The 18,867-nt window shown below is 64.5% G+C and carries 21 protein-coding genes; 10 read left to right on the top strand and 11 right to left on the bottom strand.

The window, feature by feature from the left end; genetic code table 11:
• The first annotated feature begins 4 nt into the window (after positions 1 to 4).
• On the top strand, positions 5 to 439 hold the full coding sequence (locus tag HRU92_RS13095) for an EVE domain-containing protein (RefSeq protein WP_172125532.1): 435 nt from the start codon (positions 5 to 7) through the stop codon (positions 437 to 439).
• Between the two features lie 389 nt (positions 440 to 828).
• On the opposite strand, the gene HRU92_RS13090 is transcribed toward HRU92_RS13095, so the two are convergent.
• The 4 genes from HRU92_RS13090 to dapF all read right to left on the bottom strand — a co-directional run bounded on the left by HRU92_RS13090 (position 829) and on the right by dapF (position 5,033).
• Positions 829 to 1,446: a septation protein A gene (locus HRU92_RS13090; RefSeq protein WP_172125534.1), complete on the bottom strand. Its 618-nt coding sequence runs from the start codon at positions 1,444 to 1,446 to the stop codon at positions 829 to 831.
• 105 nt (positions 1,447 to 1,551) lie between these two features.
• Positions 1,552 to 2,832 carry a signal recognition particle-docking protein FtsY gene (ftsY, locus tag HRU92_RS13085; RefSeq protein ID WP_172125536.1) on the bottom strand — a complete coding sequence of 427 codons (1,281 nt, stop codon included), beginning with the start codon at positions 2,830 to 2,832 and terminating at the stop codon, positions 1,552 to 1,554.
• A gap of 84 nt (positions 2,833 to 2,916) precedes the next feature.
• A complete protein-coding gene (gene mtaB / locus HRU92_RS13080) occupies positions 2,917 to 4,182 on the bottom strand; it encodes a tRNA (N(6)-L-threonylcarbamoyladenosine(37)-C(2))-methylthiotransferase MtaB (protein ID WP_173088294.1) in 1,266 nt (421 codons plus the stop codon).
• A complete protein-coding gene (dapF, locus tag HRU92_RS13075; protein WP_172125723.1) occupies positions 4,182 to 5,033 on the bottom strand; it encodes a diaminopimelate epimerase in 852 nt (283 codons plus the stop codon). The genes mtaB and dapF overlap by 1 nt, the downstream gene beginning before the upstream one ends.
• Before the next feature lie 311 nt (positions 5,034 to 5,344).
• Here dapF and HRU92_RS20875 point away from each other — a divergent pair, with 311 nt between their 5' ends.
• The 5 genes from HRU92_RS20875 to fumC all read left to right on the top strand — a co-directional run bounded on the left by HRU92_RS20875 (position 5,345) and on the right by fumC (position 10,108).
• The gene (locus HRU92_RS20875; protein WP_172125540.1) at positions 5,345 to 6,547 is read left to right on the top strand and encodes a GNAT family N-acetyltransferase; all 1,203 of its coding nucleotides are present in this window, start codon (positions 5,345 to 5,347) and stop codon (positions 6,545 to 6,547) included.
• Positions 6,544 to 7,488 (top strand): cupin-like domain-containing protein, encoded by a 945-nt coding sequence (locus HRU92_RS13065; RefSeq protein WP_172125542.1) that lies wholly within the window; start codon positions 6,544 to 6,546, stop codon positions 7,486 to 7,488. Before HRU92_RS20875 ends, HRU92_RS13065 begins: the two co-directional genes overlap by 4 nt.
• Positions 7,489 to 7,581: 93 nt before the next feature.
• The gene (locus tag HRU92_RS13060; RefSeq protein ID WP_349236750.1) at positions 7,582 to 8,262 is read left to right on the top strand and encodes a transglycosylase domain-containing protein; all 681 of its coding nucleotides are present in this window, start codon (positions 7,582 to 7,584) and stop codon (positions 8,260 to 8,262) included.
• A gap of 143 nt (positions 8,263 to 8,405) precedes the next feature.
• On the top strand, positions 8,406 to 8,585 hold the full coding sequence (rpmF, locus tag HRU92_RS13055) for a 50S ribosomal protein L32 (RefSeq protein WP_127754686.1): 180 nt from the start codon (positions 8,406 to 8,408) through the stop codon (positions 8,583 to 8,585).
• Between the two features lie 122 nt (positions 8,586 to 8,707).
• Positions 8,708 to 10,108: a class II fumarate hydratase gene (gene fumC, locus HRU92_RS13050; protein ID WP_172125546.1), complete on the top strand. Its 1,401-nt coding sequence runs from the start codon at positions 8,708 to 8,710 to the stop codon at positions 10,106 to 10,108.
• 40 nt (positions 10,109 to 10,148) lie between these two features.
• On the opposite strand, the gene HRU92_RS13045 is transcribed toward fumC, so the two are convergent.
• Complete coding sequence (locus tag HRU92_RS13045) at positions 10,149 to 10,418, bottom strand: hypothetical protein (protein ID WP_173088292.1); 270 nt, start codon at positions 10,416 to 10,418, stop codon at positions 10,149 to 10,151.
• Positions 10,419 to 10,562: 144 nt separating this feature from the next.
• Entirely contained in the window at positions 10,563 to 11,330 is a 768-nt protein-coding gene (gloB, locus tag HRU92_RS13040) for a hydroxyacylglutathione hydrolase (RefSeq protein WP_172125550.1), read from the bottom strand.
• A 100-nt stretch (positions 11,331 to 11,430) separates the two neighbouring features.
• Between gloB and HRU92_RS13035 the strand changes: the two genes are divergently transcribed.
• The 3 genes from HRU92_RS13035 to HRU92_RS13025 all read left to right on the top strand — a co-directional run bounded on the left by HRU92_RS13035 (position 11,431) and on the right by HRU92_RS13025 (position 14,287).
• Positions 11,431 to 12,162, top strand: coding sequence for a methyltransferase domain-containing protein (locus tag HRU92_RS13035; RefSeq protein ID WP_172125552.1), 732 nt, complete (start codon positions 11,431 to 11,433; stop codon positions 12,160 to 12,162).
• Between the two features lie 89 nt (positions 12,163 to 12,251).
• Positions 12,252 to 13,343, top strand: coding sequence for a histidinol-phosphate transaminase (hisC, locus tag HRU92_RS13030; protein WP_172125554.1), 1,092 nt, complete (start codon positions 12,252 to 12,254; stop codon positions 13,341 to 13,343).
• On the top strand, positions 13,340 to 14,287 hold the full coding sequence (locus tag HRU92_RS13025; RefSeq protein ID WP_172125556.1) for a prephenate/arogenate dehydrogenase family protein: 948 nt from the start codon (positions 13,340 to 13,342) through the stop codon (positions 14,285 to 14,287). The genes hisC and HRU92_RS13025 overlap by 4 nt, the downstream gene beginning before the upstream one ends.
• Here HRU92_RS13025 and HRU92_RS13020 read toward each other — a convergent pair whose 3' ends face one another.
• Complete coding sequence (locus HRU92_RS13020) at positions 14,288 to 15,259, bottom strand: DUF2125 domain-containing protein (protein ID WP_172125558.1); 972 nt, start codon at positions 15,257 to 15,259, stop codon at positions 14,288 to 14,290.
• Positions 15,260 to 15,360: 101 nt separating this feature from the next.
• Between HRU92_RS13020 and HRU92_RS13015 the strand changes: the two genes are divergently transcribed.
• The gene (locus HRU92_RS13015; RefSeq protein WP_248307141.1) at positions 15,361 to 15,912 is read left to right on the top strand and encodes a gamma-glutamylcyclotransferase; all 552 of its coding nucleotides are present in this window, start codon (positions 15,361 to 15,363) and stop codon (positions 15,910 to 15,912) included.
• Here the strand turns inward: HRU92_RS13015 and HRU92_RS13010 are convergent.
• From HRU92_RS13010 to ftsE, 4 genes are all read right to left on the bottom strand, one after another.
• Positions 15,909 to 16,253 carry a hypothetical protein gene (locus HRU92_RS13010; RefSeq protein WP_127754677.1) on the bottom strand — a complete coding sequence of 115 codons (345 nt, stop codon included), beginning with the start codon at positions 16,251 to 16,253 and terminating at the stop codon, positions 15,909 to 15,911. The genes HRU92_RS13015 and HRU92_RS13010 overlap by 4 nt on opposite strands.
• A 125-nt stretch (positions 16,254 to 16,378) precedes the next feature.
• Entirely contained in the window at positions 16,379 to 17,185 is an 807-nt protein-coding gene (locus tag HRU92_RS13005; RefSeq protein WP_172125562.1) for a lysophospholipid acyltransferase family protein, read from the bottom strand.
• Between the two features lie 64 nt (positions 17,186 to 17,249).
• Positions 17,250 to 18,185 (bottom strand): ABC transporter permease, encoded by a 936-nt coding sequence (locus HRU92_RS13000; protein ID WP_127754675.1) that lies wholly within the window; start codon positions 18,183 to 18,185, stop codon positions 17,250 to 17,252.
• The gene (gene ftsE, locus HRU92_RS12995) at positions 18,178 to 18,840 is read right to left on the bottom strand and encodes a cell division ATP-binding protein FtsE (RefSeq protein WP_127754674.1); all 663 of its coding nucleotides are present in this window, start codon (positions 18,838 to 18,840) and stop codon (positions 18,178 to 18,180) included. The genes HRU92_RS13000 and ftsE overlap by 8 nt, the downstream gene beginning before the upstream one ends.
• Between the last annotated feature and the right edge of the window lie 27 nt (positions 18,841 to 18,867).

Genomic DNA, 18,867 nt, shown 5'->3' with positions numbered 1-18,867 from the left:
CCCGGTGGCCTATTGGCTGATGAAGTCGGAGCCAGATGTGTTCTCGTTTGAGGACATGATGGCCAAGACGGCGCGCGGCGAGCCCGAAGCCTGGCATGGCGTGCGCAATTATGCGGCGCGCAACAATATGCGGGCCATGCAGATCGGGGACGAGGCGTTTTTCTACCACTCCAATATCGGCAAGGAGATCGTGGGGATCATCCGGGTGATCGCGCTGGCCCATCCCGACGATACGGCCGAGCTCAATGCCAAGGGCGAGGTGGTGTGGGAATGCGTGGATGTGGAAGCGGTCAAGCCGCTGCCGCGGCCGGTGACGCTGGCGACGATCAAGCAGACGCCCGAGCTGGCCGAGATCGAGTTGTTGAAGCTGTCGCGGCTGTCGGTGTCAAAGGTGCGGCCCGAGGAATGGGAGCTGATCTGCCGGATGGGTGGGTTGTAGTTTTTCAGCCATCACGCGCGCGGGTGGGCCTTCACACCCGCCCCTCAAGGGGGGTAGGCGGGAGCCGCGGGATTATTGCTAAGCTTTTGGGAGCGCTGAGGCGGCAGGTTCGCACTGCTGGCGGCGCGCGGAAAAATCTCGGCATGGGCCCCGGCTTGGGGCCGGGGTGACAATCGGGTGTTTGGATAGGCTTGTGGGTGGGCTGATGGACCCCCACCCCTTGGCCATTCGAGCATAGCTCTCATTGCCTTCTCACCTCGGAGCGCTCCACTGGAGCGCTCCGCCGCCTTCGCGGACGGCTCGAAGCCCCTCAAGGGGGAGGGAGGGCCGGGACCTTGCGCCCGGTGCGCTTGGCCCCAGGCCGTGTCACAGAGGCCAAGTGACCAAAACTAGGTTTCGACGACCACCGGGGGGACATGGGTGGGCTCGCTCGAGGGGGCGTATTTGTTGAGGAGGCTGAGCTGGCTGAGGGAGAACAGCACAGTCAGTGGCATCACGCCCCAGACCTTAAAGGTGACCCAGAAGTCGGTGGAGAAATTGCGCCAGAGCACTTCGTTGATGACGGCAAGGACGAGGAAGAACAGGCCCCAGTTGAGGGTCAGCTTGCTCCAGCCTTCGGGGCGCAGCTTGTAGACGTCGCCAAAGACGTATTTCAGCAGCGATTGGCCAAAGAGGAGGCCGCCCAGCAGCACCGCGGCGAACAGGCCATTGGTGATGGTGGGCTTCATCTTGATGAAGGTTTCGTCCTGCAGCCAGAGCGTCAGGCCGCCAAACACCAAGACGACCACGCCCGTGACCAGTGGCATGACCGCGATCTTGCGCAGGATCAGCCAGGAGGCAAGGAGCGAAACGACCATGGCTCCCATGAACCAGGCGGTGGCGGCGAAGATATCGGCGCGGCTGTTGACGATAAAGAAAACGACCAGCGGCCCCAGTTCGAGACCGAGCTTGATCATCTGAGGCCGAAGTTCGTCCCAGGCGATCTCGGGTTCGGCTTGGTTGGGCATTGTTGCATAACTCTTGTTACTTGCGCAGCAGTCTGGGGTGAGTTGCCCGAAACGGCAAGGGATCACTAGGACCTAAGCATGGTGATAATTAGGCTGAGGGCCGGATTATTCCCGGCCCGCTATGGCGCGCGCGAAATCGGTGGCGGCAAAGGGCTCGAGATCATCGACCCCTTCACCCACGCCGATGAAGTGGACGGGCAGGCCGAAGCGCCTGGCAATGGCGACGAGAATGCCGCCGCGGGCGGTGCCATCGAGCTTGGTCATGACGATTCCGGTGATGCCGGCGCGGGTGCCAAAGATCTCGGCCTGTTTGAGGGCGTTCTGGCCGGTGGTGGCATCGAGCGTCAGGAGCGTGGCGTGCGGGGCGGAGGGGTCGACCTTCTTGATCACGCGGATGATCTTTTCGAGCTCGTTCATCAGCTCGTCGCGGTTCTGCAGGCGCCCGGCGGTATCGATGATGAGGATGTCGCGCCCTTCGGCCTTGGCTTGCGTGACCGCATCAAAGGCGAGGCCCGAGGCATCCGAGCCCGCGGGGCGCGACACGACGGGGGAGCCGGTGCGCTGGCCCCAGACCTGGAGCTGCTCGATGGCGGCAGCGCGGAAAGTGTCGCCGGCGGCCAGGAGCACGGAGCGGCCTTCGCCCGTCCATTTTTGCGCGAGTTTGCCGATGGTGGTGGTCTTGCCCGAGCCGTTGACGCCCACCATCAGCACGACAAAGGGCTTGTGAGTGGGATCGATGTGGAGGGGCACGGCGACCGGGGCGAGGACCTTTTCCACTTCGGCGGCGAGCACGGCGCGCACATCATCGCCGCTGACCTCGCGGTTGAAGCGGTCGCGGCGCAGGGTGTCGGTGATGGCGGTGGCGGTGTCGATGCCCAGATCGGCCTGGATCAGCACGTCTTCGAGTTCATCGAGCGTGGCGGCATCGAGCCGGCGCTTGGTAAAGACGCCGGTGATCGAGGAGGTGAGCTGGTCCGAGGAGCGCTTGAGCCCGCTCGACAGGCGCTGAAACCAGCCCGTGCGCACGGGCTCGGCGGTGGCAGGCGCGGGCACGACGGGCACGGCCTCGGGCACGCCTTCGGCCAGATGGGCGGCGGTGGCGGCTTCGGCTTCCTCCTCGAGCTCCTCCACATAGGCGGGGGTGGTTTCGGGCGGGCCGGGGAGGAGCTCGTCAGGTGCAGTGGTGTCGGGCTCGGGTTCAGGTTCAGGCGTCGGCGGCACCGGCTCGGGGGCAGGGGCCTCGAGCTCGGGCTCGGGCGTGGGTTCAGGGTCCTCGGGCAGGGCTTCGGGGGGCGCGGGGATGGGCTCGGCGGGGGTGGGCTTGGGTTCCTCGCCGATGATTTCGCCCCACAGGCGCTTGAAGAAGCCGGGTTTTTCTTGTGCCATTGTTGTTGCTCCTCAAGCTTTTTCTTGTGCGGCAGCAGGCTGCGACAGGCGCAGGATGCGGGGGCAGGCGAGTGCGTCGGGCGCTCAGGCAGCGGCCTGCAGCGCCTCGCCAACCAGACCTTCGGGCGTGGTGCCCGTGATGCGAACGGCGAGCAGGTCGCCCGGTTGCGTGCCAGGGACGGCGACGGGTATGAACTGCTCGGTGCGCCCGAGGCCCTCGCGCTCGACCAGCACGTGCTCGATCTGGCCGACCCGCGCTGCGGCGAGCGCGGCCCATTGCCGGTCGCCGGCGGCGCGCAGGAGGGCCGCGCGTTCGCGCGCCACGGCTTTGCTCACCTGGGGCATGCGCGCGGCGGGGGTGCCGGGGCGCGGGGAATAGGGAAAGACGTGGAGATAAGTCAGCCCCGCCTCGGCCACGATGGCCAGCGTATTGGCGAACATGGCGTCGTCTTCGGTGGGGAAGCCCGCGATGATATCGGCGCCAAACACCATGTCGGGGCGCAGGCTGCGCAGCTTGTCGACGATGGCGAGCGCATCGGCGCGGCTGTGGCGGCGCTTCATGCGCTTGAGGATCATGTCGTCGCCCGACTGCAGCGACAGATGCAGATGGGGCATCAGGCGGCGATCGCCGGCGACCACGTCATAAAGCGCTTCGTCGGCCTCGATGGAATCGATGGAGGAAATACGCAGGCGCGGCAGGTCGGGCACATGGCGCAAAATGGCCTGGGCGAGCTTGCCCAGGGTCGGGGTACCGGGCAGGTCGCCGCCATAGGAGGTGATGTCGACCCCGGTCAGCACCACTTCCTTGTAGCCATTGGCGACGAGTTTTTTGCACTGATCGACGACGAGGCCCATGGGAACTGAACGGGAAGGGCCGCGGCCAAAGGGGATGATGCAGAAGGTGCAGCGGTGGTCGCACCCGTTCTGGACCTGCACGAAGGCGCGAGCGCGCCCATCCATGCCCTCGATCAGATGGCCCGCAGTTTCCCGCACGCTCATGATGTCGTTGACCTGGACCTTGTCGTTGAGCGGGGTGCCAAAGACCATGGGCGCGTAGCTTTTGGCCTCGAGCTTGTCGGCATTGCCGATTACGAGATCGACCTCGGGCATGTCGCCGAACGAGCGCGCTTCGGTCTGTGCGGCGCAGCCGGTGACGATGATGCGCGCATCGGGATTGTCGCGCCGCGCCTTGCGCACGGCCTGCTTGGCTTGGCGGACGGCTTCGGCGGTGACGGCGCAGGTGTTGACGATCACGGCGTTATCGAGCCCGGCCTTTTGCGCTTCGGTCTTCATCACCTCGGCTTCAAAGGCGTTGAGGCGGCAGCCAAATGTGAGGGTTTGAACTGCCATCAGGCGGCGGCCTCGCTGCGCGTCCAGGCGCCGGTAGCGGGATCGAGGGTGCCGGCCCATTCGGTTTCGGCAGGGCCGGTCAGCACCACATGATCGTCCCCACGCCATTCGATGACGAGATCGCCGCCGGGCAGGGTGACGGTCGCCTTGCGGGCGGTGCGGCGGGTGCGGGCGCCATTGACCACGGCAGCGCAGGCGGCGGTGCCGCAGGCTTCGGTCAGGCCCGCGCCGCGCTCCCAGGTGCGCAGCACGATGCGATCGGGCGCGAGGACCTGGGCAATGGAGATGTTGCAGCGCTCAGGGAAAATAGGGTGGTTTTCGAGCATGGGCCCGAAGCGGTCGAGCGCAAAGCCCCAGACATCGCTATGCACCCAGAAGGTCGCATGGGGATTGCCCATGGACGCGACCGAAGGGGAATGGAGCACGGGCGCATCGATCGGGCCGATCTGCAGCTCAATCTTGCGGGTATCGGCAAATTCCTCGGCCAAGGGGATTTCGTACCAGGCGAGCTTGGGTGTGCCCATATCGACGGTGATCGAGCCATCGGGATGTTCGTCGCCGGTGAGGAGGCCCGCGACGGTTTCGAACACGAAACTCGTGGTGCCGGTCTTGGCGGAGAGCGCCTGGACGACGCAGCGCATGCCGTTGCCGCAGGCCTGGGCGCGCGAGCCATCGGAATTGATGATGTCGACCAGCGCCGCGGTGCCGGGGATGCGGGGATCATGGAGGGCCATGATCTGATCAAAGCGAGTGCCGGGCGTGGCGTTGATGGCAATGGCCGCTTCGGGCGTGATGCGGCCGGCGCGGCCGCGCAAATCGGCCACGATGATCTGGTTGCCCAGCCCATTCATTTTCCAAAACGGCACGCCGTCCACGTTCGGCCTCGCTGCCCAGTGTTGTTGCAGGGCCCTATATGGCGGATCGGGCGGCAAATTGCCAGTGCGGCGCCATGTCTGGACCAGGGCGGGCAATGGAGGTGGCCTGAGGGCCGATTATTACAATTAAGATTGAATTTAAAAGGGTTTACCGCAAGATCGGCTTAACCAAGCAAGCAGCCAAAGCGCGTCACGCTCACCCTTTTGCGATAAAAGGCGGGCGTCGGAACTAAGCCGTTTGGCGGATGGTGAGCAGGCGCGATGGTTAACTGCCAGGGAGAGCTGGAGTGAGCGGGCGAGCAATGGCGCCCCAACTGCTCACGCGCGCCGGTGCCCGGCGGCACAGCCATGCCCAGCATGTGCTTCGCCTGCCGGTGGCGCAGGTGCCGCGCGCGCCCTGGGAGGCGCTTGGCGGCCGCAGCCTTGAGCCCAATGGATTTTTCGATCATGGTTTTGCCCAGGCGGCATCGCGCCATGCCTGGAACGGGCGGGGCAATGATGCGCTGGTCGCGTTTGATGGCGCCAGCCAGGGGCGTATGCTGGCTTTCCTGCCGGTGGTGAGCGCCTGGGCGGCGCTGCGCCTACCGGTGCCGGCGCTGGTGGCCCGGCAACCCTATACAGTTTTGTCGAGCCCGCTGCTTGATCCTGAGCGGGCGGTGGAAGCCGCCGGGGCGCTGATCGATGGTGCGGCAGGGGCGGGCGCCCATCTGCTGGTGTTGCCTTTTGCCCGGCTGCAAGGAGCGACGGCGGACGCGATCGCCGAGGCCTTGGCGCGGCGGGGCATTGCGCCGGCTGAGGTCGACAATGCCCATGAGCGCGCCGCCTATGCATCGACGGGCGACGTCGAGAGCTATCTGCGCGGCGGCATGGGGGCCAAGCGGCTCAAGGAAATGCGCCGGTTGCGCCACCGGCTGGACGATGAAGGCGCGGTAGCGTTCACCGTTGCCGACCGGCCCGACACCATTGCCCCGGCGGTGCAGCGCTTTCTTGCGCTTGAAGCCAGCGGCTGGAAGGGCAAGCAGGGCACCGGCCTCGCGCAAGCGCAGGGCGATGCGCGCTTTGTCGAACTGGCGGCGCTGGATATGGGTGCGCGCGGTGGCTTTGAAGTGGCGGAACTGCAGCTGGATGGACGCACGATCGCGGCAGGGCTGGTGCTCAAGGGTGCAGGCCAGGCGCTGTTTTTCAAGATTGCTTATGACGAAAGCATGGGGCGGGTGTCTCCGGGCGTGCAGCTGACGCTCGAGATGACGCGGCGCTTTGCCGAGAACCCCGAGATCAGTTTTGTCGACTCCACCGCCGCCGCCGGGCACCCGATGATCGACCATATCTGGCGCGAGCGGCTGGCCGTGGGCGACCTGCTGATTGCAACCCGCCCCAATGATCCCCTCGCTGCCGGTATTTCCCGGCTCGTGATCGGGCGCCGCCGCGCCCGCGAGCGGGCCAAATCGCTTCTGTTGTCTCTTCGAAACCGCAAGGAGAAACGCTTATGACCAGCCTTTTGACTGCGCCTAACTCTGCCTTCCAATCGCTGTTTCCGCTGAAGCCCTTTCGCATCACCCATGGCCTTGTGGGCGATCCGCGGCTGACGCTGCCGGCGATCCTCGAACTCGTCAAAGCGCTGCCGCGCGACCGGATCGAATATAATTCGGGCAAGGCGGCGGTGAGCCAGGATCCGTCCACCACCCCGCTGGTGGAACTCGACCCCGAAGAGGTGATCAGCCAGATCGAAACCGCCGGTGCCTGGATGGTGCTCAAGCGCATCGAGCATCACCCCGCCTATAAGGCGCTGCTCGAGGACGCGCTGATGTCGGTGGCATCAGCGCAGGGGCACAAGAGCCTTGCCGATGCCGGCTTTTCCGACATCCAGGGCTTCTTGTTCGTGTCCTCGCCCAATTCAACGACGCCCTTCCATCTCGACAGCGAAGACAATTTCTTTGTGCAGATCCATGGCGACAAGGAATTTGCCGTCTACGACAACGAGGATCGCTCCATTGCGAGCGAGGACCAGATCGAGCATTGCATTACCAAGCACCGCAATCTCAAATTCGAGGAGCGGTTCGTAAGCAAGGAAATGCTCAATGCGCTCAAGCCCGGCGAAGGGGTGTTCGTGCCCTATCTCTGGCCGCACTGGGTGCGCACCAAGGACAGCTATTCCATTTCGGTGGCAATCACCTGGAAGACCGCGGCGGTGAAGCGCCGCAACGATCTTTACATATTCAATTCCATGCTGCGTGGCCGCGGCCTGCCGCAACAGGCGCCCGGCAAGCAGCCGGCGCTCGATGCCGCCAAGCTGGCGGTGTTCGGCACGGTCAATGCGGTGGTGTCGCCCTTCCGCAAGAGCGAGGCTATTCGCAAGCTGGTGCGCTCGGTGGTGCTCGGCAAGGACGCCAATTACTACTACCGCGCCGGCAAGGCGCAGAAGGCCAAATAGCCGCGCCCAGGCCGCAAAGGCTTTGCCCACGGCCCTGTCTTGGGTAAGGCAGGGTTTATGGCAAGTGCGCGCAAAGCAAAAGGCTGGCGGCGAGTGCTGCGCTTGGGAGGCGCAGCGCTCGCCGTGCTCGTGGCCATTCCGCTGCTGCTGACGCCGGTCTATCGGTTCATCGATCCCGTATCGGTGCCGATGCTGGAGCGTTATCTCACCGGGCGACCGGTGGTGCGGCAATGGCGGCCGATCGATGATATCTCCGACCGGCTCAAGGCCGCGGTGATCCTGTCGGAAGACGGGCTGTTCTGCCGGCACGGGGGCGTGGATGTGAGCGCGCTGCGGGCCGAAGTCGACAATTTCCTTGACGGCAAGCCGGCGCGGGGCGCGTCCACCCTGTCCATGCAGGTGGCGCGGAACCTCTTTTTATGGAACGACCCCGACCCAGTGCGCAAAGTGCTGGAAATTCCGCTGGCGCTGTATCTCGACCTGGTCCTGCCTAAAAAGCGGATCATGGAAATTTATCTCAATATTGCCGAATGGGGGCCCGAAGGGCAGTTCGGGGTGGCGGCGGGAGCGGAGCGCGCCTTTGGCCGGGCACCGCAAAACCTTGATTGGCGCACGGCGACACTGCTCGCCGCGGCACTGCCCAACCCCATGCTGCGCCAGCCCGGCAAGCCCTCGCGGGGCATGGTGCGCATCGCCGGGATCGTGCAGCAGCGGGCACAGCAATTTGGCGAGCGGGCGGCCTGTGTGGGGGAGGGCGGGCAGCTGGCGCTGTGAGCGCGGAATGCGCCAGCGGGCTTGCGAAAAAGGCTAGGCAAGCCCGCGGACTTGCTTTATAGAGCCCGTCAATCCCGCAGAGAGCAACACGTCTCTGGGCCGCTTCTGGCGGCGCAACGATATCGAATATTGGAGTTTTTGCCATGGCAGTGCCAAAACGAAAGACCTCGCCGATGAAGCGTGGCTTCCGCCGTTCGGCCGATGCGCTGGCCGCACCCGCCTATGTCGAAGACAAGGACTCGGGTGAGCTGCGTCGTCCGCACCACGTTGATCTCAAGACCGGCATGTATCGCGGCCGGCAGATCCTCGACGTCAAGAAGTAACGGCGAGCGGCGCCTTGCGCTGGCTTGTCTGAGAGTTTTTGCGGCCGATTCCTCCGGGGATCGGCCGTTTTTCGTTTGCAGTGGCCGCGAAGGCGGCACCAAGGACCACCGGAGTTTTCCCAATGAGCATGCGCGTTGAATCGGATTCCATGGGCACCATCAATGTGCCCGGCGACAAGTATTACGGCGCGCAGACGGCCCGAAGCCTCGCCAATTTCGATATTGGCGGGGAAAAGATGCCCAAGGAGATCGTGGTCGCCTTCGGTATCCTCAAAAAGGCAGCGGCGCTGGCCAACCACAAGCTCGGGCTCCTCGACGAGGCAACGCGCGACCTGATCGTCGCGGCCGCTGACGAAGTGATCGCGGGCAAGCTCGACGAGCACTTCCCGCTGGTGGTGTGGCAGACCGGCTCGGGCACGCAGAGCAACATGAATGTCAACGAGGTGATCTCCAATCGCGGCATCGAGCTGGCGGGTGGGACCATGGGCTCCAAAAAGCCGGTGCACCCCAATGACCACGTCAATATGAGCCAGTCGAGCAACGACACCTATCCGACCGCCATGCATATCGCGGCGGTCGAGGCGCTGGCGAACTATCTGTTCCCGCGGGTGGAAGTGCTGCGCAATACGCTGGCGTCCAAGTCGGAAGAATTCATGGATGTGGTCAAGATCGGCCGCACCCATCTGCAGGATGCCACCCCGCTGACGCTGGGCCAGGAAATGAGCGGCTGGGTCGCCCAGATCGACCTCGCGCTCAAGGCCATCCGCGCGACGCTCCCCCAGCTTTATGAGCTGGCGCTGGGCGGCACGGCCGTGGGCACCGGGCTCAATGCCCATCCCGAATATGCCGAAACGGTCGCGGGCGAAATCGCATCGCTGACGGGGCAGCCCTTTGTCACCGCGCCCAACAAATATGCCGTCATGGCCGGGCACGACGCCTTTGTGGGCACCTCGGGCGCGCTCAAGCAGCTGGCGGCGGCGCTGATGAAGATTGCCAACGATGTGCGCTGGCTCGCCTCGGGTCCCCGTTCGGGGCTGGGGGAGCTGACCATCCCGGAAAACGAGCCGGGCTCCTCGATCATGCCGGGCAAGGTCAATCCGACGCAGTCGGAAGCCATGACCATGGTGGCGGTGCAGGTGATGGGCAATGACGCGGCGATCGGCTTTGCCGCCTCGCAGGGCAATTTCGAGCTCAATGTGTTCAAGCCCGTGATCGCCTACAATTTCCTGCAATCGGTGCGGCTGCTGGCCGATGCGGCGCGCTCGTTCAACGACAATTGCGCCATCGGCATCGAGCCTGATCGCAAGCGCATCAACGAGCATCTCAACAATTCGCTGATGCTGGTGACCGCGCTCAACCGCAAGATCGGCTATGACAATGCCGCCAAGATCGCCAAGAACGCGCACAAGTCCGGCACGACCCTCAAGGAGTCGGCGGTGTCGCTGGGGCTGTTGACCCCCGAAGAGTTCGACGCGGAAGTGAAGCCCGAAAGCATGGTCGGGCCGATCCAGCTCAAGAAGTAAGGAACATGGTTGGGGGCCCTGCGGGGCCCCGCAGCTTTTTTCAAACCACGAGGGTCTTGCGGTAGCCCTGGGGCAAGCGGCGCACGGCCATGCGGGCGCTGTCGGCATAGGCGTGGAGCGCGCCTTCCACCGAGCCGCGCCGGCGCGAGCGCTGGGGCGGCAGATGGTGCCGTTCGGCGAGGAGCTGGCTGACAAAGGCGGCAGTGGTGGCGGTGCGCTCGAGCGAGGGCCGGGGCGCGGGCGGGCTGATCAGGACCGGCATGCCCGGGGCAATCTCGAAAGTGCTCTCGCTGTCCTCGCCCAGTGCCATTGCGCGCCTCCCGCTTGGGATCGTCCTCTTCTCAAGAAGGACAACGACCCTGCGGCAATAAAGTCGCAGAGCCCGGCGCAGAGGTAAACAAATTCTTAACACGCGAGCGGAGGTTTTCCTCGGCTTGGTTAAGTCTAGAGCCGTTTAGAAGTTGTCCTTGCCCTTGCGGATGGCCGCAAAGACTTCGCCGGGGCTGGCGCCTTCGAGCCCATAAAAGCGCGCGAGCACCGGCTCGTCGGCGCGCAGGAACGGATTGGCCAGCCGCTCGTCGCCTAGGCGCGAGGGGATGGTGGGCAGGCCCGCTTCGCGCAGGCGCGTCACTTCGGCGGCCCGTGCCTTGAGCGCTTCGTTGTCCGGATCGATCGAGAGGGCGAAGCGGGCATTGCTCGCGGTATATTCATGGCCGCAATAAACGAGGGTGTCGGCGGGCAGGTCGCGCAGCGCCTTGACGCCTTCCCACATCGGCCCGGGCGTGCCTTCGAACATGCGCCCGACGCCTAGCGAAAACAGCGCATCGCCGCTGAACAGGTGACCGTTCTTGGCATCGTGAAAGACGATATGCCCGAGCGTATGGCCGGGCGCGGCGTAAACGTCGAACCGGGTTTCGCCAAGCGTTACCGTGTCGCTGGCTTCGACCAGCTCGTCGAGCCCTTCGATCTTGCCCGCTTCGGCGCGCGGACCAACGACGCGGGCGTTGAACTCGGATTTGAGTTCCGGAATGGCTTCCACATGGTCGATATGGTGGTGGGTGATGAAGATATCGGACAAGGTCCAGCCGCGGCGGGCCAGCGCCATCTTGATCGGGCCGGCCTCGGGCGCATCGATGGCGGCAGTGCGGCCGGTGGCGGTGTCGTGGGCCAGATAGCCGTAATTGTCGTCGCGTGCCGGAAATACCTCGACAATCAAACCCATGGTGCCGCTCCTTGTTGCTGGTGCCCTTAGCTAGGAAGCCGCGCTGGGGAAGGCAACCTCCGATTAGACAAGTCCACCGGGGTTTGGCACAGTTGGGCCCATGACCAGCGATGTTGTGCGCCTGATCGAATATTATAAATCCCCGCTTGGCCGCATTTCGCGGACGCTGGTGCGCGAACATGTCGTTGCGCTGGCGGGGCAGGTGGAGCGCAAGCGGGTGCTGGGGCTGGGCTTTGCCACCCCTTATCTGCGCTTTGCGCTGGAGCGGGCCGAGCGGGTGCTGGCCTTCATGCCGGCGCGGCAGGGCGCTTCTGCCTGGCCACGGGAGGGGCCGAGCTGCACGGTGCTGTGCGATCCGCTGGAAATGCCGCTGACCGATGCGGCGATCGATCTGACCATTGCCGTGCATGCGCTCGAGCATATTGCCGATGCCGAAGAGCTGATGCGTGAGCTCTGGCGCATCACCGCGCCCAATGGGGAATTGATCCTCGTTGTGCCGCGGCGGCGGGGGATCTGGGCGCAGCGTGACACCACCCCGTTCGGTACGGGCAATCCCTATTCAGGCAGTCAGCTGGAAAAACTGCTGCGGGACCACAGCTTCGTGCCTGAAGCGTGGCGCGACGGGCTGTTCTTGCCGCCCATTCAATCCTCGCTGGTGCTCAAATCCACCCGGTTCTTCGAGGGGGCGGGACGGCTGTTGGGACCCGCAATGTCGGGGGTGATCTGCGTGCGCGCGAGAAAGGAAGCCTTTCCCGCCGTGCCGCGGCGCAAGCGCGAGGAACGCTTCGTCAAGGTGCCGGTGCTCAACCCCGCGACGGCCCGCGCGCCGTAGCCAAGCAGGTTCGGCTTGCGGTGCAATGCCCCCTTTGCCTTTGGGGCCCGAGCGCATATGGTCCGCCCCAATTCAGCCAAGACGAAATCATGCCCGATCCCATCCGTCCCACGCCGCAAGCCGGCATTCTCGAGATTGCGCCTTATCTGCCGGGAAAATCCGGCGCGCCGGGCAGCAAGGCCATCAAACTTTCAGCCAATGAATCGCCGCTGGGCGCGAGCCCCAAGGCGGTAGCAGCGCTGCGCGAGGCGGTGAGCCATCCCGAGATCTATCCCGAGGGCTCGTCGCGCTTGTTGCGCGAAGCGCTGGGGGAGGTGCATGGCATCGATCCCGCGCGCATTGTGTGTGGCAATGGCTCGGACGATCTGCTGCATCTGCTGGCGCAAATCTATCTGGGTGAGGGCGACCAGGCGGTGATGAACCGCTATGGCTTTTCGGTTTATCCCATCATCACCCGGGCCGCGGGGGCGCGGATCGTGCCGGTGGACGAGCCCGAGTACCGCGCCGATGTGGACGCGATCCTCGCGGCCGTTACGCCGCGCACCAAGATCGTCTGGCTGGCCAATCCCAACAATCCCACCGGCACCTATCTCAACACGGCCGAGGTGGGGCGGCTGCATGCCGGCCTGCGCCCCGACATCCTGCTCGTGATCGACAGCGCCTATGCGGAATATGTGACGGCGGCGGATTATTCGGTCGGGATGGATCTCGTGGCGGCACACGAAAATGTCGTGATGGTGCGCACCTTCTCCAAGATGGGACTGGCGGCCGTGCGGGTCGGCTGGATGGTGGGGCCCGAGCATGTGATTGACGCGATCAACCGCATTCGCGGGCCGTTCAATGTGAACCTGCCGGGGCAGGTGGCGGCGGCGGCGGCAACGCGCGACGTGGAATTCACCCAGCGGCTGCGCGAGCACAATGCCCAGTGGCGCGAGTGGCTCAGCGCCCAGCTGGCCGGCAATGCCATGCGGGTGGTGCCGAGCCAGGCCAATTTCATCCTCGTCCTCTTCGAAACGCCGGCCGAAGCGGCCAGCGGTTTCGAGCGGCTGGCGGCGGCCGGCTATATCGTACGCGAGGTCGGCGCCTCCTATGGCATCGAGAATGGCCTGCGCATTTCCATTGGTTCGGAGCAGGCGATGCGCGACGTGGCGGCAGTGCTAAAATCGGGAGCGGCGCAATGAGCGTGAAGTTCAAGAAACTCGCCCTGATCGGCATTGGCCTGATCGGCTCGTCCATTGCGCTGGCAGCGCGGCGGCAGGGGCTGGTCGATCACATCGCCATTTCCACCCGCAAGCCCGAAACCCTGGCGGAAGCCGAAGCGCTGCAGCTGGGCGACAGCTATACGCTCGACCCCGCCGAAGCGGTGCGCGACGCCGATCTCGTGATCCTCTGCACCCCTGTCGGCGCCTATAAGAGCGTGATGGAGGCGATTGCGCCGGCGCTGGCGCCCGGCGCTATTCTTTCCGATGTCGGCTCGGTCAAGGAACATGTGGTCAAGGTGCTCCAGCCCCTCTTGCCCGAAGGGGTGCAGCTGATCCCGGGGCACCCGATTGCCGGCACCGAGCATTCCGGCCCCTCGGCGGGCTTTCCAGAGCTCTTTGCCGGGCGCTGGTGCGTATTGACGCCGGGGCCCGAAGTGGACCCGGCCGCGGTGGAAAAACTCTCGGCATTCTGGCGCGCCATGGGCAGCCAGGTCGAGTGCATGGATGCGGCGCATCATGACATGGTGCTGGCGATCACCAGCCATGTGCCGCATCTCATTGCCTACAATATCGTGGGCACCGTTGCTGACCTCGAGGCCGATACCAAATCGGAAGTGATCAAGTTCTCGGCGTCCGGTTTCCGCGATTTTACCCGCATTGCCGCTTCCGATCCGGTGATGTGGCGCGACGTGTTCTTGACCAATCGCGATGGCGTCCTGGAAATGCTGGGGCGGTTTCTCGAGGATCTGGCCGTGTTGCAGCGGGCGGTGCGCACCGGGGACGGTCCGGCGCTCGAGGCCATGTTCACGCGCACCCGCGCCATCCGGCGCTCGATCATTTCGGCGGGGCAGGAAACCGCGGCGCCCGATTTCGGGCGGCCCCATGAGGCGCCGCCAGCGGCAGAGGGCGACGAGAAGGCCTGATCAGAAGAGGGGCGGCACGGCCCCGATCGGTATCAGGCCCGAGAACACGCCGCCGGCACGGAAACTGAGAATATTGGTGTGGCTGCCATCGGCCGCCGGGGTGCCGAGGACGAGGGTGCGGATGGGCTCCTGCAGATAGGGGCCGACCCGTTCGGCGACACCAGTGGAATTGATGCTGATCTGGCCTTCGAGCTGGCCCTGCGGATCGAGCTGGATTTCGCCTTCCGCCGTCAGGGTCGAGGCGCCGTCCGTGGCGCGGGCCGACACGATGCGCAAGGTTGCGTCCACCGCCTGCATGGTGCGCAAGAGCAGCGGATCGTTCCAGATCCGGACATCATCGGGCAGGCCCGTCAGCTCCAGCTGGATTTCGCTGTTGGTGTCGGTGAGGGTGAGGGCGGGGTAAACCAGGTTCTGCGTGCGGGCATAACCGGCGAGCGAAGCCAGATGGCGATCAGGATCGTGCTGCTCGGGAATGTCGAGCAGGTGCAACTCGCTGAGCGTAGCGGTGGCGATGGGTGCTTCACCCATGAGGGGATTGGTCCAGACCAAATCATGGGCGGAGACCGAGAGGCGCGAAATGCGCCAGTCATCGAGCCGGAGGCTGGCTTCGAGGCCCGACCAATCCAGCGCATTGCGCGAGCCGGTAAAGGCATCGCTGACGCTGAGGGGGCCAAGCGCGGAGGCCAGGACATGGGTGGGGCGATAAACGAGGACACTAGCGCGAATGCCGGCGATGTCAGCGCTCACATCCTCGATCGTGATGCGGGCGGGGCTGCAATCCACGTCGAAGCGGAACGGGTAGCCGGTGACGTTGAGGTTTTCGCAAACGACACGCGGGGTGGTGACTCCATCGGCCTGGGCGAGGGCCGCGACCTGGGTGCGCACCTGGCCGGCAATGATGTACCAGGCGACGCTCCAGATCAGGAGAACGGCGACCACGACCACCAGAAGAATTTTGATTCGCTTGCTCATAGGAGCCTTTCTAGCTCCGGTCCGGTAAAGGCCCAAGCGAAGTTCTCGGTTTTGCGCGAGGGGCGTTGACTGCGCCGCAAGGCGGGTGCAATCGGATGGGCATGGACAATGCTTCCCCGACCCAATGGGTTTTTGGCTATGGCTCGCTGATCTGGAACCCGGGTTTTCCGTTTGTGTCCAGCCAGGGCGGGCTGTTGGGGGGCGCGCATCGGGCGCTGTCGATTTATTCCTTTCACCATCGCGGCACGCCCGAACAGCCTGGACTCGTCTTCGGGCTGGCGCGGGGTGGTTCGTGCCGGGGCATGGTGTTTGAGGTTGCGCAGGCGGACTGGGCCGGTGTGCGCGCCTATCTGCATGAGCGCGAACAGGTCACCAGCGTTTATCGCGACGTGTTCCGGCCGGTGCGGCTCGAGGATGGCCGCGTGGTGCAGGCGCTGGCATTTGTGGTGGATGAGCGGCATGCGCAATATGCCGGCAGGCTGCCGCTGGAGCGGCAGCTCGAAATGGTACGGCGCAGTTCAGGAATATCCGGGCGCAATATCGATTATGTGCTCAATACTGCGCGGCATCTGGCGGAACTGGGGATCAAGGACCGGCAGGTGATGGCGCTGGCCGAATTGCTGGCGCGCGAGGACGCGCCTGAGCAGAGTTAAGCAGCCGAGCGGGTTTGGAGCGGAGCGGCGCCTTCGAGGTCCCAAACCGTGCTGAGCCGTTCATTTGCGGCGCCCGAGCTGCGCACGCGGAAGGCGCGATCGGCACAATCGAGCGCGAGGCGGAACCGCGTACGGCTCATAGGGTCATTGACGAGGTCTTCGCTGGAGCCAACCCAAAGGGCGTGACCGCCCTTGGCGACCAAAAACAGGTCGTCGTCAGCCACCGAAAAATGCTCGAGATTTTCGCTCAGCAGGTCGTAAACCCGGCCCGAGCGGCCTTGCCAGTAAGTGGCGCGGCCAAAGCCTGCACCCAGAACAGTGATTTCGGCGGACGGGGCCATTTGGACGATGTCCTTAGCTGCGACAAGAACAAAATTAGAACAAAACTTTAGTCAAGTCAATGCTCTCGCAGTATCGGTTCTAGATATAGTCCTGTCACGCTGAAAGGCCCCATATCTGGGGTTCCTCAGGATTTTTCCGGTTTGCGCGCGTTGACGCGGCGGCGCAGTTCTGGATCGATCGGACGGGACAGTCCTTGATCGACCGCCGTGAGAATCAGTTCATCTGAATCGGTCTCGATGGCTATTTTGAGTCGCTCCATGAATTCAGCCGGCGGCAGTCCCGCTTCAATGGGCGGCAGAAAGCGGGCCTGGGCAGTGCCGGGCCAGATCAAAAAGCTGTTGCGCGGCCAGAACAGGCCCGAATTGAGCGCCACGGGCACAACCGGAACCTTGAGCTCGTTGTAGAGCCGTACGACGCCCTGGCGATATTGCGCGGGATCGAGGGGAGCGCGTCGCGTGCCTTCGGGGAAGATGACGATGCGGCAGCCGCGGCCGACAGCGGCGTGGGCCTGCGCCATCATCAGAGGAATAGCTTCGGCGCCGCGCTTGCGATCGACTTCAATGCAATCGAGCGAGCGGGCAGCCCAACCGAAGAAGGGGATGCGCATCAGCTCCTTCTTGACGATATAAGCGGGCCGGCCGGTATAGGGGAAAATGGCAAACACATCCCAGTCGCTCTGGTGCTTGGCGGCGATGATGCAGCCGCCGGCCGGAATGTGTTCGGCGCCCGTGACCTCGGTTTTGACCCCGACGATCCAGCGCAGCATGGCGAGATTGGAGCGGCACCAGTATTTGGCGAGCGCCCAGCCAGCGGGGGTGCGCTTGAGCCCGTTGAACAGCGCGATGGTGCCGATGCTGATGGCGACGAGGACGGTTTGCCCGATAAACAGCAGGTAGAACAGCGCCGAACGAAGTGCCTGGATGATAACCATGCGAAAGGGGCCTCCATTGCCCCTAGTCCATCCCGGCCGCTGCGCTAGGCAGCGGCGGCGGGGATCAGGAGGTTTGGCTCAGATAGCGCCGCACTGTGTGGCGCGAAGTAACCGCGGTCAGCGCGGCAATAACGGGCACGACGAGCATGATGAAGATGATGCCGTCCCAGCCCAGGGCAAAGCGCCCGAACAGGACGCCGAACTGAGCGCTGGCCTGGTTGGACATCATATTGCCCGCCGCGGTGCCGATCAGCAGGAAAAACAGCACTGCGGCGACGGCACCCAAAAGGCCGCCCTGAAGGCCAATGGACAAAAAGCGCCCCTGGAATTCGCCGGCAATGAACCGGTTGGAGGCCCCAATATAATGGAGCACATCGACGATTTCGCGATTGGTCGCCATGGCGCCGCGTGTGGCAAAGATGATGGCGAGCACGGTGGCAACGCCGATCAGCGTCAGGATCATCAGGCCGGAAAAAACGATCGTGCCGGCCATGGTGTTGAGCTGCTGGCGCCAGGCAGCATGGGTATCAAGGCTCGCGCCCTTGATCGCCTGCAAGTCGCGGGCGAGTTTTTCCACATCGGCATCGACCGGGTCGGCCAGCTGCACGACAACGAGGCGCGGCACTTCGATGGCGGTCAGGTCAAGGCCGGCGCCGAGCCAGGGCTCGAGCAGCTTCTGGCTTTCCTCAAGCGTGAGGGCGCGGGCGCTGGATACGCCTGGCGTGGCCTGGGCGAGGGATACGGCGGTGCGCAGATTGCTTTCCATCACCTCGCCCTCGACGGGGCGGATCTGGATGGTGACTTCGCGGCCCACATCGGATGACCAGGCGATGGCCGATTTTTGCACGAGCACCACGCCGCCCAGGGTGACGGCGGACAAAAAGCTCATGATGGTGATGAGGAGCAGCAGCGTGCGGCCGGCGACGCTGCGTTCGGGCACAATGGGGGCAGCACCGACACGAACGCGGCGGGGCAGGAAGGCCAGGACGCGCTCAATCATGGATCACCAACTCACCCTTGGAGAGCAGCATGCGGGGATAAGGGAACTGGTCGAGCAGGGGCAGTTCGTGGGTCGCCAGGATAATGGTGGTACCAAGGGTGCGGTTGAGCTCGGCAAACAGATGCACCAGCCGGCTCGAGAGCTCGGGATCGACATTGCCGGTGGGCTCGTCGGCGAGGAGGACCTTGGGGCGGGCGATCACGGCGCGGGCAATGGCGGCCCGCTGCTTTTCACCACCCGAGAGGAGCGAGGGGGGCGCGTCCATGCGCTCGCCCAGGCCCACCCATTCCAGCAGTTCGGTGACATTGGGCCGGTATTCGCTTTCGGCCTGACCCAGGACGCGCAGGGGGAGCGCGACATTTTCATAGGTGGTGAGGTGGTCGAGCAGGCGGAACTCCTGAAAGACGATGCCGATATGGCGGCGCATCTGCAGCAGGCGGTCCTGGGTCAAGTCTGACACGTCCTGATCGAACATGGTAACGCGGCCACGCGAGGGCTTGAGCGACAACAGCAGCAGGCGCAGCAACGAGGTCTTGCCCGCGCCCGAAGGGCCGGTCAGGAAATGGAACGAGCCCGGCTCGATGGAAAAGGTGAGGTCCTTGAGGATTTCCGGACCATTGCCGTAGCGCAGTCCAACATCGGAAAACTCGATCAAGTCGGCAGGCTCCCACCGTTCAAAAAT

It is taken from the genome of Devosia sp. 1635, from assembly GCF_013185955.1.
Classification (GTDB): Bacteria; Pseudomonadota; Alphaproteobacteria; order Rhizobiales; family Devosiaceae; genus Devosia.
Note: the sequence above shows the minus strand (reverse complement) of the source record. Positions and strands in the feature narration are given on the sequence as shown.